The organism is Cytobacillus firmus NBRC 15306 (assembly GCF_001591465.1).
In the GTDB taxonomy this organism is placed as follows: Bacteria; Bacillota; Bacilli; order Bacillales; family Cytobacillaceae; genus Cytobacillus; species Cytobacillus firmus.
The window spans coordinates 1-10,512 of record NZ_BCUY01000106.1 but is presented as its reverse complement, the minus strand read 5'-3'; the positions used below and the strand labels follow the sequence as shown (position 1 = coordinate 10,512).

The 10,512-nt window shown below is 42.9% G+C and carries 13 protein-coding genes; 8 read left to right on the top strand and 5 right to left on the bottom strand.

Annotated elements, in window-relative coordinates:
• Positions 1–140 precede the first annotated feature (140 nt).
• The 3 genes from BFI01S_RS19430 to BFI01S_RS19420 form a co-directional block, all read right to left on the bottom strand.
• Complete coding sequence (locus tag BFI01S_RS19430; RefSeq protein WP_061794075.1) at positions 141–1,349, bottom strand: CynX/NimT family MFS transporter; 1,209 nt, start codon at positions 1,347–1,349, stop codon at positions 141–143.
• A gap of 186 nt (positions 1,350–1,535) precedes the next feature.
• Positions 1,536–2,051, bottom strand: a complete 516-nt coding sequence (locus tag BFI01S_RS19425) for a PadR family transcriptional regulator (RefSeq protein WP_061794074.1) — start codon at positions 2,049–2,051, stop codon at positions 1,536–1,538.
• Positions 2,052–2,277: 226 nt separating this feature from the next.
• Positions 2,278–3,012, bottom strand: a complete 735-nt coding sequence (locus BFI01S_RS19420; protein ID WP_061794073.1) for an SDR family NAD(P)-dependent oxidoreductase — start codon at positions 3,010–3,012, stop codon at positions 2,278–2,280.
• A 228-nt stretch (positions 3,013–3,240) separates the two neighbouring features.
• Here BFI01S_RS19420 and BFI01S_RS19415 point away from each other — a divergent pair, with 228 nt between their 5' ends.
• From BFI01S_RS19415 to arsC, 8 genes are all read left to right on the top strand, one after another.
• Complete coding sequence (locus BFI01S_RS19415) at positions 3,241–3,690, top strand: MarR family winged helix-turn-helix transcriptional regulator (protein ID WP_061794072.1); 450 nt, start codon at positions 3,241–3,243, stop codon at positions 3,688–3,690.
• 63 nt (positions 3,691–3,753) lie between these two features.
• Positions 3,754–5,127, top strand: a complete 1,374-nt coding sequence (locus BFI01S_RS19410; RefSeq protein ID WP_061794071.1) for an FAD-dependent oxidoreductase — start codon at positions 3,754–3,756, stop codon at positions 5,125–5,127.
• A gap of 39 nt (positions 5,128–5,166) precedes the next feature.
• Positions 5,167–5,373: a hypothetical protein gene (locus BFI01S_RS19405; protein WP_061794070.1), complete on the top strand. Its 207-nt coding sequence runs from the start codon at positions 5,167–5,169 to the stop codon at positions 5,371–5,373.
• Between the two features lie 15 nt (positions 5,374–5,388).
• Complete coding sequence (locus BFI01S_RS19400) at positions 5,389–6,639, top strand: MFS transporter (protein ID WP_061794069.1); 1,251 nt, start codon at positions 5,389–5,391, stop codon at positions 6,637–6,639.
• A gap of 13 nt (positions 6,640–6,652) precedes the next feature.
• The gene (locus tag BFI01S_RS19395; RefSeq protein WP_061794068.1) at positions 6,653–7,150 is read left to right on the top strand and encodes an arsinothricin resistance N-acetyltransferase ArsN1 family A; all 498 of its coding nucleotides are present in this window, start codon (positions 6,653–6,655) and stop codon (positions 7,148–7,150) included.
• A gap of 160 nt (positions 7,151–7,310) precedes the next feature.
• Positions 7,311–7,655, top strand: a complete 345-nt coding sequence (locus BFI01S_RS19390; RefSeq protein ID WP_061794067.1) for an ArsR/SmtB family transcription factor — start codon at positions 7,311–7,313, stop codon at positions 7,653–7,655.
• A 14-nt stretch (positions 7,656–7,669) separates the two neighbouring features.
• Positions 7,670–8,965 carry an arsenical efflux pump membrane protein ArsB gene (locus tag BFI01S_RS19385; protein WP_061794066.1) on the top strand — a complete coding sequence of 432 codons (1,296 nt, stop codon included), beginning with the start codon at positions 7,670–7,672 and terminating at the stop codon, positions 8,963–8,965.
• A 16-nt stretch (positions 8,966–8,981) separates the two neighbouring features.
• The gene (gene arsC / locus BFI01S_RS19380; protein WP_048011477.1) at positions 8,982–9,401 is read left to right on the top strand and encodes an arsenate reductase (thioredoxin); all 420 of its coding nucleotides are present in this window, start codon (positions 8,982–8,984) and stop codon (positions 9,399–9,401) included.
• Between the two features lie 371 nt (positions 9,402–9,772).
• Here the strand turns inward: arsC and BFI01S_RS19375 are convergent, their stop codons facing one another.
• Entirely contained in the window at positions 9,773–10,171 is a 399-nt protein-coding gene (locus BFI01S_RS19375) for a hypothetical protein (protein WP_048011478.1), read from the bottom strand.
• A gap of 5 nt (positions 10,172–10,176) precedes the next feature.
• Positions 10,177–10,512: sensor histidine kinase (locus BFI01S_RS19370; RefSeq protein WP_156478355.1), on the bottom strand; the 336-nt coding region annotated here is incomplete at its 5' end.

Sequence of the window (10,512 nt, the reverse complement as noted above, 5' to 3'; positions counted from 1 at the left end):
GAGTCAACTTCGGACACAGAAAGCAGAAAAACGCAGGACTGAGTCAGAACCCTGGTCAACTTCGGACACAGAAAGCAATAAATCGTATATCTGAGTCTGAACCCACAACACATTCGGAACGAATTGTAAGATTACTAGTATCAAGCAATGGTTGACGCAGTATTTTTATGGTCTTTTTCCTGCAAAACAAATTGATCACGCCCCGCTCCAATTCCGGAAATTGTAAAGATGGCAGTTATGACCAAAAGCAAGGCCAGCGGAATGGTCCATGACTGGAATAGGTCATACAGTGAGCCGATGAGAATTGGTCCTACTGCGGCGAGAAGGTAGCCGACGGATTGCGCCATTCCTGAAAGACTGGCAGCCTGTTTCGCATTTTCAGCACGAAGGCCAATCAGGGTTAACGAATGGCTGATCGCAGCGCCCAGCCCGATCCCGATTAGAACGATACTGATGTTAGTGATGATGCCATTAACATTTAAAAGCAGACCTGTAAGGCCGGCAAAAGTGAAAATGCCGATTCCAAGAGCAATACCTTTTTGGTTAGGAAGCCGATCGGCAAGAACAGGGATAATAAAATTAACGGGAAGCCCTGAAAACTGGAGAACCGTTACCATCCATCCAGCTGCGGTGATATCCCGTCCCTGGCTATGAAGAATTTCAGGGAGCCAGGTAGTAGCGCTGAAATAGACCATTGATTGCAATCCCATAAATAGTGTGACCTGCCAGGCGATGGGTGAGGTCCACATGGAAGACTTTGGTGCAGAAACCGCAGATACTTCCGTTTTTTTCTTTCCCATTCTAAGCTGAGGAAGCCAGACAATGATGGCAATTAAGATCAGGATGACCCATGCTCCAAGTGAAAGCCTCCAGCCCAACCCGAGTCCCTCAGCAAGCGGGACACTGAACCCTGGCGCAAGTCCCGCAAAAATCCCCATTGAAAATGTATAAATTCCTGTCAGCAGGCCAACCTTTTGCGGAAATTTTTCCTTGACCATTCCCGGAAGAAGAACATTGCAAAGACCTACCCCTAATCCAATTAAAATAGTTCCTATGTACAGCGGAGGAAGCATTCCTGCAGAACGGGCCGCAATGCCGGATCCTAAAATCGTTAACCCCAAAAGAATGCTCCATTCACCGCCAAGCTTTTGGGCGATCCTCGGCACAAAAGGGGAGAGCAGTGCGAAGGCAACGAGCGTCAGAGTGGTCAGAAGACCTGCTGCACCATTGGAAATTCCTGTCTCATCCCGTATAGACCCAATCAATGGCCCGACTGATGTAATCGCTGGGCGTAAATTAAAAGCCACAAAAATAATGCCGGCCATTAGTATAAGGTTTTTTGAATCCATTTTTGCTATAGCTCTCAACTTAAGACACTCCCTAAAGGTATTTCGAACATCCTTCGTTTTACGAAAAGACAATATTCAGAATAGTATAATTGCTTTTGGGTGAAAAGTACATAGCTTTTGGGGGAATTGGTAAAAATTTTACAGGGTGTTGGGGTGAATTTAAAGAAGGTAAGTGGATATACCCTCTTACCTCTCATTCGGAGACTCTACTACTTGGAGAATCTTTGTCAGCCAATTCATATAAAATTCATTTAAGCCCTTATAATGTTCCTGTATCAGATTGGGGATGACCGCCTGGTAGTCATGCTTTACTTTGCTCTCTGCCTTCAAGTCGGAAATCCAGTTTTTTATATGTTCAGCTGCTTCGGGGACTTGGGCTGATTGAACAAACAAAAGGGCAGGATAAAGGGATCGCGGTTCTGGCATCCGCTTTTTAAAGACCTCTATGATTTCTTCCGATAGCTGCTTCTTTCCATCTTCAGTTATTTGGTAGACGGTACGGTTTGGACGGTTATTCACCTGCTCCTGCTTTTCCGCCTGGATCCACTTATGCTTTTCGAGCTTGCGGATGGCATGATACAAATTACCGTCCGTAACGGGGAATAGGTGATCCCATTTGTGTTCTAAAATGACTTTTTTCATTTCATATGGATGATATTCTTTCTCTTTTAAAAGACCGAGAATGACAATTTGGATAGACACGATTGGTAACTCCTTTTTAGACAATACCTTTGCTCTAATACAGGATATCATACCCTAATGTCATTTTAATGCAAGCAGGATTGGAATACCAAATGGAAGAGCAGGGGGAAATGCTGCTGTATCATATTCAGCGCAGCTCCTCCTATTAAACTGTCCAAACCATCACATGGCAGATGAGGGAACACACAAAAAACTGCCCCGCAGCGGGAACAGTTTTTTTGTTTGTTTATTGTGCAGAGAAACCGCCATCAATAACTAGTTCTGCACCTGTAATATAAGAAGCATCATCTGAAGCAAGGAACAAGACAGCACGTGCCACGTCATCAGCTTCACCAAGTCTTTGAAGCGGAGTGGCCTGAATTAATCTTTGCAGCACTTCACTGGATTCTGACAGGTTCTCGGTCATTGGTGTTTTAATGACGCCAGGGAAAACAGCATTAACCCTGATTCCGAATCGGCCGAACTGTGTGCTTGCCGCTCTGGAGATGGCTCTCACAGCACCTTTTGAAGCTGTGTACGTGTTTGTACCCATGCCAACCATGGCTGTGTAGCTGGAAATATTCACAACGGCACCGCTTTGCTGTTTGACCATTTGCGGCAATACATGCTTCATTCCTGCAAAAGGCCCGAAACCATTGATGCGCATCATAAGATCCCAGTCTTCAATTGTCACATCATCCATATGTTTCTCGCTAGATATGCCGGCATTATTAATTAATACATCGATTCTTCCATGATCAGCAACGATTTCATCCACTGCATTTTTCCAATCATCCTCTGACATGACATTCAGCAATTTGCCTTCCACTGCATCATTTTGGCTGACAACGTTCAGGAGCTCTTTATTAATATCCGCTGCAATAACATATGCGCCTTCACCGACTAAAAGCTCAGTCATGCGTTTTCCCATTCCTAATGCTCCGCCAGTAACCAAAACAATTTTTTTATCGAATTTACCCATGATATTTTCCCCCCTTGATCTATCTTTTTAAAATGCCTATTCAAATATATTGTAATCAATAATATACTTTGTGCAAAGTAATTTGTTTTGGAAAAAAGTTTAAAGGTAATAATGATTAAAAAAACGGATGACCGCTTTTTTAGTGAAAAAAAAATTCTTTTAAATTCTTCAAAAATTAGTTGTAAAATGCAACTTTATTAACTATACTATAACCAAGAGGTGAAAAAAATGGAAAATCTTCGCAGTTTGTTTCAAGTAATGACTCGCCGTTTCGGCTTACTCAATAAAAATTGCTGCAGTGTCGGCGGGTGCGATATTTCCCTCATTCAAAGCCATATTCTTTATGAGATTGACAATCAGCATAACCCGTCCATGCAGCAGATTGCAGATTCGCTAGGGACGGATATTACAACTTTCAGCAGGCAGGTTCAATCTTTAATGAAAATGAACTTAGTTAAGAAAACGCCGGATCCTGCTGATAAGAGAATCAGTATTCTTTCGCTGACTGCTGAAGGAAAATATATTGCAGGTTCAATAGACCAGCAGATGAATGCATTTTTACAAGAAGTTTTTTCACAAATGAATGAGTTTGAAAAAGAAACAGTCATCCGTTCCATTCATTTGTTAAATAATGCAATGTCAAAATCCAGTGCATGCTGTAAGCCATTTCAGGGGTAAATGCCTCTGGAGTAAATACTTGTATTTTGCAAGTAAAATTAATTGGAGAAAAGAGGAGAAAGCATGACTAATCAGAATGATCTTGTAATAGGATGCTGCACGCCTAAGAAAAACGAAATAGAAAAGAGTTCACAAAACAATGGGAAAGCAAGAGCGCTGCCTGTAGCAATAATTGGCGCCGGACCGGTGGGATTGGCAGCTGCTGCACACCTGGCAAGCAGGGGGCAATCATTTATTTTGCTCGAGGCGGGGAAGCAAGCGGGAGCCAATATCAAAAGCTGGGGACATATTCGTTTATTCTCACCATGGCGGTACAATATTGACAAAGCTGCTGCCAGTTTATTAAGCGCAAATGGCTGGGTACAGCCGCAAATGGAAGCACTGCCTACCGGGGAGGAACTTGTTGAACACTATCTAAAGCCACTGTCCAGTTTACCTGAAATAAAGCCTTTCATTCATCTGAATACGAAGGTTTTGTCAGTCGGCAGAAAAGATACCGATAAAATGAAAACGGCAAACGGGGACGAAATTCCTTTTGTTATTCATGCTGAGCAGAATGGAGAGTACAAAACATTCGAATCGAGAGCAGTCATTGATGCTGCAGGTACCTGGGGTAATCCAAATCCGGCTTCATCAAGCGGAATTTGGCTGGCTGATGAGAGGGAACTGAAGGAAAAGATATTTTATGGAATACCCGATGTATTAGGGAGTGAGCAACAGCGCTATCGAAATAAGCGAGTTGCAGTTGTGGGCGGAGGCCATTCAGCGATCAATGCCTTGCTGGATTTAGCGGCTTTGAAAGAGTCCTGCCCCGAAACGGAGATTCTATGGATTATGAGAAGAAATCAGGTTGAGGATGCTTACGGAGGAGAAGAAAAAGATGCACTTGAAGCAAGGGGCCGCCTCGGAAGCAAGATCCATCAATTGGTTGATAACGGGCAAGTGGAGGCTTTTACTCCATTTCGTATCCAGCTGGTCAAAGAGTCGGAAACGGGAATCGAGTTAATAGGCAGCCAAAACGGGAAGCAGATTAGCCTGGATGGAATCGATGAAATGATTGTTAATACAGGAAACCGTCCTGATTTTTCAATCATAAGTGAACTTCGGACTTCCATTGATTCTGCAACTGAAAGTGCAGGTTCATTGGCACCATTAATTGATCCTAATATTCATAGCTGCGGTACGGTTCGTCCCCATGGAGAAAAGGAATTAAGTCAGCCTGAGAAGAACTTTTATATTGTGGGTTCCAAAAGCTATGGCCGTGCTCCAACCTTCTTGATGGCGACAGGCTATGAGCAGGTTAGGTCTGTGGCTGCTTATTTGAGCGGTGATTTCGCTGCTGCAGAAAAAGTGGAGCTGGATTTGCCGGAAACGGGTGTATGCAGCGTTAATTTAAAAAGTTCAATTGAAGAGCCTGCATCTTCCTGCTGCAATTGATTAGCTGCCCCTTAAAATGTAATTGAATAGGTGATAATTATGACCATAAATCATGCTGGAGCTCTCAAAAAAGAATATTTTATTTCCTATATGAAATTAATCATGAATGCTTTTGGGTGTTCTGTTGAGGAAGCAAAAGATACAACATTTGAAAGGCTGTTTCGATTGCGGGAAAGTGAAATGGGCCAGGAGACGTATATACAATTTATTTTGGCTTATCAGGAATTGCTGAATCATTCGAATTAAAGGAGAGAATGACATATGGCGGCTATTAAAAATTATTTATCTGAAAAGCCTATAATAATAGTCGCCATTGTCACAGCTTTAAGCCTTTTAGGTGATTCCATGCTGTATATTGCCTTGCCTATTTATTGGGAAAGTGCAGGCCTGGACTCCCTTTGGCAAGTAGGTGTGCTCCTATCAATAAACCGCTTTATACGATTGCCATTTAATCCATTTGCAGGCTGGATGTACAAACATATTTCATTAAAGTCCGGCCTTATTATTGCTGTCCTGTTAGGCGGGATCACAACGGTAGGCTACGGAATTTTCAAAGGGTTTGCGGCATGGGTGATCCTTCGTGCTTTATGGGGGATTGCCTGGTCATTTTTTCGGATCGGAGGATTGTCGCTTGTTGCTGTTTATGCTGAAAACAACAAGCGTGGAAGTTCTATGGGCTTATTTAACGGGCTCTACCGAACAGGAAGCCTGGCAGGAATGCTGGTTGGAGGCTTGCTCATTCCAATTCTAGGCTTGAGCACCGTATCAATTGCATTTGGGTTATTGTCCCTTTTGGGGCTTCCTCTAATGCTGAGTTCTAAAATTAATCAAGTTGAGGAGACACCCGGTAGGATTGATAAGAGGGCTGAAGAGAAACCTTTCATTGGCAGGACCGTTTATAAAGCAGCGATTATTGTTTCAGGCTTTCTCGTTGCCATGTTATATCAGGGAATAGTGACATCCACAATGAGCTCCTTGATTGAACACTTTTACGGAGAGAGTATATCAATATGGAATGTGATTGTCAGTGTTACTTTTTTATCAGGCATCATCCAGGCGGTAAGGTGGACATGGGAACCTTTTCTGGGAAAAACAGTGGGGCACTGGTCTGATGTGGCTCAGGGGAGGCTGCCGATTTTTATTGTTTCATTGATTTCATCAGCATTACTCTTTGGAATCGTATCCATTAGACTTCCATTAGGGCTGTGGATAGCTGTTACTCTTTTAGTGATGGCCGGAGCTACTATTTTATCAACCATTTTGGACACGATTGCCCTGGACACAGCAAAAACTGCAAACGTGGTTACTTTCCTTACGATATACTCCATCTCTCAAGATGTGGGGGCAGCTTTAGGGCCGGCAATTAGTTACATATTAATCCAATTAGAGGCTGGTTTTACCATTTTATATTGGGGCGGTTCGATCATACTGCTTACCTTAGCCGTGATTTGGACAGTTTTAGCAAAGAGGTTAACCACATTTATAAAAAAAGAAATCTATGAAACTTATTAGCGGGGGAACTCCAATGATCAGTGAGACTGTTGTTCGTTTAGCGAAGAAGACAGATTTGGAAAAGATTATGGAAATTTATAATCAGGGAATAGAAGATCGCATCGCTACATTGGAAACAGAGGCAAAAGATTTTTCCTATATGACAAAATGGTTTGAACAGCATCAAGGGCGATATTGTGTGCTTGCTGCAGAAAAAGGGGACCGCGTGATAGGATGGGCTTCCCTAAATCCATACAGTAACCGCTGTGCTTATGATGGAGTGGCAGATATCTCAGTCTATATCGCAAGAGAGTTCAGAGGCAAGGGGGCAGGGGGGAATCTTCTTTCTGCACTCGAAAAGAAAGCAAGAGAAAACAAGTTCCATAAGCTCGTTTTGTTTACTTTCCCATTTAATGGCCTGGGACAGAGTCTTTATAAGAAAAAGGGGTTTCGTGAAGTCGGTATATTTCAAAACCAGGGCGTGCTGGACGGGAAATTTGTGGACGTGATGGCGATGGAAAAACTTCTGTAAATATTGTGTTTGCGGCTAAATTTTTAGCCGTTTTTTGTTTGGCTGCGTTTATGACTCACCCAAAAATAGTCCTCATAGTTTCCCTAAATAAGAAAAAACCATTTGCTTATATAAGCAAATCATTATATATTAATATGTGCAAAGCGGAGGTGATGAGATCATGATAGAATCCACAGTTGAAATCGGCAAGGCAGCATCCATTTTAAAATTATTAGGCGATAAAACACGGCTCACAATGGTAAAGCTATTAAATAACCATGATTGCTGTGTATGTGAGTTTGTGGAGATTTTTAAAATGAGCCAGCCAGCCATTAGCCAGCATCTTCGGAAACTAAAAGATGCAGGTGTGGTCAGGGAAAACAGAAGAGGTCAGTGGATTATTTATTCATTGAATCAGGAAAGTGACTATTACCCGCTGGTTCAGAATGTGCTTGATCACCTTCCAAGCCAGGATTATTTATTAGAAAAATTGGAAGAGCAGGGATTGCGAATTTCCTGTGAGTAAGAGGGGGGAACACATTGACACAAGTAATTTTAGCATCGGTGATTTTCTTAGTCACCCTCATATTAGTCATTTGGCAGCCAAAAGGTCTGTCCATTGGCTGGTCCGCATGCGGCGGAGCCATCCTTGCCTTAATAGCCGGTGTGGTGGATTTCAATGATGTCCTAGATGTTACATCCATTGTCTGGAATGCCACATTAACCTTTATTGCCATCATCATTATATCGCTTATTTTAGATGAAATCGGGTTTTTCGAATGGTCCGCTTTACATATGGCAAGAGCGGCAAAGGGCAGCGGAGTGAAGATGTTCATTTATGTTTCCATTTTGGGAGCGGTTGTCGCAGCATTCTTTGCGAATGATGGAGCGGCACTCATTCTCACGCCAATTGTCCTTGCGATGGTACGAAACCTTCAATTTGAAGAAAAATTGGTTTTTCCGTTTATTATCGCAAGCGGATTTATTGCAGATACAACGTCCCTGCCATTGGTTGTCAGCAACCTGGTCAACATCGTTTCCGCTGATTTCTTTGGCATCGGCTTTGTGGAATATGCGTCCCGCATGATTATTCCGAACTTCTTTTCACTGGGTGCCAGCATTTTGGTTTTATTCTTATACTTTAGAAAAAGCATACCAAAGAATTATGATTTATCTCATTTGAAAAAACCAGCAGAAGCAGTTAAAGACAGCAAAATGTTCCGATTGTCTTGGCTTGTTTTAGGCATCTTATTAATAGGCTATTTTGCCAGTGAGTGGATTGGTGTCCCAGTCTCATTTATCGCAGGCATTGTAACGGTGTTCTTTCTGATCATGGCGCGAAGAAGCCCGGCCGTGAATACGCGCACTGTCATCAAGGGTGCACCATGGGCTATCGTTTTCTTTTCGATAGGCATGTATGTAGTGGTTTACGGACTTCGAAATGCGGGTCTTACAAATGTATTGGCTGATTTAATTCAAATGACAGCTGACCAGGGACTATTTGCAGCAACGATAGGAATGGGATTCATTGCGGCCATCCTTTCTTCTGTCATGAACAATATGCCAACCGTGATGATTGACGCTCTGGCCATTGCTGAAACTGGTACAAGTGGAATCATCCGTGAAGCCCTTATCTATGCGAACGTGATTGGATCGGATCTCGGCCCGAAAATTACGCCGATTGGGTCCCTCGCAACTTTGCTGTGGCTTCATGTCTTGTCCCTGAAGGGAGTAAAAATCTCATGGGGAACGTACTTTAAAACAGGGATCATCTTAACGATTCCAACACTGTTCATTACATTAACCGGATTGTACATTTGGCTAATGATTATCTAAAAAGGAGAATCACAGCATGACTAAAAAAACGATCTACTTCCTATGCACAGGCAACTCATGCCGCAGCCAGATGGCTGAAGGATGGGCAAAACAGCATTTAGGTGAAGAATGGAATGTTTATAGTGCCGGGATTGAAGCACATGGCTTGAATCCGAACGCTGTAAAAGCAATGAATGAAGCTGGAATTGACATCTCAAACCAGACTTCTGATATCATTGATCCGGAAATACTCAATAATGCAGATTTGGTTGTAACGCTTTGCGGTGATGCAGCGGATAAATGCCCAATGACACCTCCTCATGTAAAGCGCGAGCATTGGGGATTTGATGACCCTGCGAAAGCAGAAGGAACAGAAGAAGAAAAATGGGCTTTCTTCCAGCGTGTCCGGGATGAAATCGGCGGGCGGATTAAAACATTTGCCGAAACTGGAAAGTAAATAATATACTTAAAAACATCCAAGGGGAGGGAACAGGCATGAAAATCACAGACAATGCGCGTGATGAATTGAAAAAAATGCTGGAAGAACAAAATGCCGGCAGCGTCCGCATCTTTTTTGACGGCTATGGCTGAGGACAGCCAAGAATAGGACTGGCTCTGGATGAGCCGGAAGCAGATGATATTATTGTCACAATCAATGAAATCAAAGTAGCAATCGACCCGATTATTGAACCAAACACCGAGGGTCTTGTATTAGAGCGAAGCGGAAACGGAAGCGGGATCTCGATGATCGGGAATACTGGAAGATGCTGTTAGGAAAGGGCCTTTTGGGCCCTTTTTAATTTTGATCAAGTCCATGCTCCTTATAATTTACTGTTCCGATGTTTTCTCAGTTAAAAAGGTAATCGCCACAAAGAGTGCAAAGGCAAGCAATAGCAGGGTTCCGCCGACGATAAAGAAGACCAGAACAAAGGTATCTCCTAAATTAAACGGATTTAAAGTATACATCCACATGCCGATTGTCAGACCAAGTGCTCCTGCCATTCCAAGGATGCTGTGAATGGATACGAGTTTTTTATATTTTACGCGGTAGACTTTATAAAAGATTCCCCATGCGAAGACGGAAAGCCATCCTACCAGCAGGATGTGGGCATGAATGGGCCTTAACGAATAATCCATCTGCCCGGACATATGCGAACCAAGGTAGGTTCCGATAATGCCAAAGATAGCTGCAAACCTTATTAATCTAATACTCCATTTTTGTTCCATAATGTTTATTCCTCCCGTTGTTTCTCCCTGAAAAATGTAATGGTAAAGGTGGTGCCTTCGCCAGCCTTGCTGTCTGCCTTGATTTCCCCATTATGCAGCTCAATGATTTGTTTTACAATCGATAGCCCGAGTCCTGTGCCATCTTTTTTCCTGGCTGAGTCCACCCGGTAAAAGCGCTCGAAAATCTGACTGATGGCATCCTCTGATATTCCAATCCCGGTGTCTTGAAAAATAACTTCAATCGCTGTTTGGGTTTGAGACAGGCTGATCAGAATGCTGCCGCCATGTGAGTTATATTTTATCGCATTTGTCAGCAGGTTGTCCCAGATATTCACCAAAAG

What these genes read in the sequence shown, in the direction of transcription:
- BFI01S_RS19390 (WP_061794067.1), top strand. Translation starts at nt 7,311, where the DNA reads ATGATAGAATCCACAGTTGAAATCGGCAAGGCAGCATCCATTTTAAAA.
- BFI01S_RS19415 (WP_061794072.1), top strand. Translation starts at nt 3,241, where the DNA reads ATGGAAAATCTTCGCAGTTTGTTTCAAGTAATGACTCGCCGTTTCGGC.
- BFI01S_RS19410 (WP_061794071.1), top strand. Translation starts at nt 3,754, where the DNA reads ATGACTAATCAGAATGATCTTGTAATAGGATGCTGCACGCCTAAGAAA.
- BFI01S_RS19395 (WP_061794068.1), top strand. Translation starts at nt 6,653, where the DNA reads ATGATCAGTGAGACTGTTGTTCGTTTAGCGAAGAAGACAGATTTGGAA.
- BFI01S_RS19375 (WP_048011478.1), bottom strand. Translation starts at nt 10,171, where the DNA reads ATGGAACAAAAATGGAGTATTAGATTAATAAGGTTTGCAGCTATCTTT.
- BFI01S_RS19430 (WP_061794075.1), bottom strand. Translation starts at nt 1,349, where the DNA reads ATGGATTCAAAAAACCTTATACTAATGGCCGGCATTATTTTTGTGGCT.
- BFI01S_RS19405 (WP_061794070.1), top strand. Translation starts at nt 5,167, where the DNA reads ATGACCATAAATCATGCTGGAGCTCTCAAAAAAGAATATTTTATTTCC.
- arsC (WP_048011477.1), top strand. Translation starts at nt 8,982, where the DNA reads ATGACTAAAAAAACGATCTACTTCCTATGCACAGGCAACTCATGCCGC.
- BFI01S_RS19420 (WP_061794073.1), bottom strand. Translation starts at nt 3,012, where the DNA reads ATGGGTAAATTCGATAAAAAAATTGTTTTGGTTACTGGCGGAGCATTA.
- BFI01S_RS19400 (WP_061794069.1), top strand. Translation starts at nt 5,389, where the DNA reads ATGGCGGCTATTAAAAATTATTTATCTGAAAAGCCTATAATAATAGTC.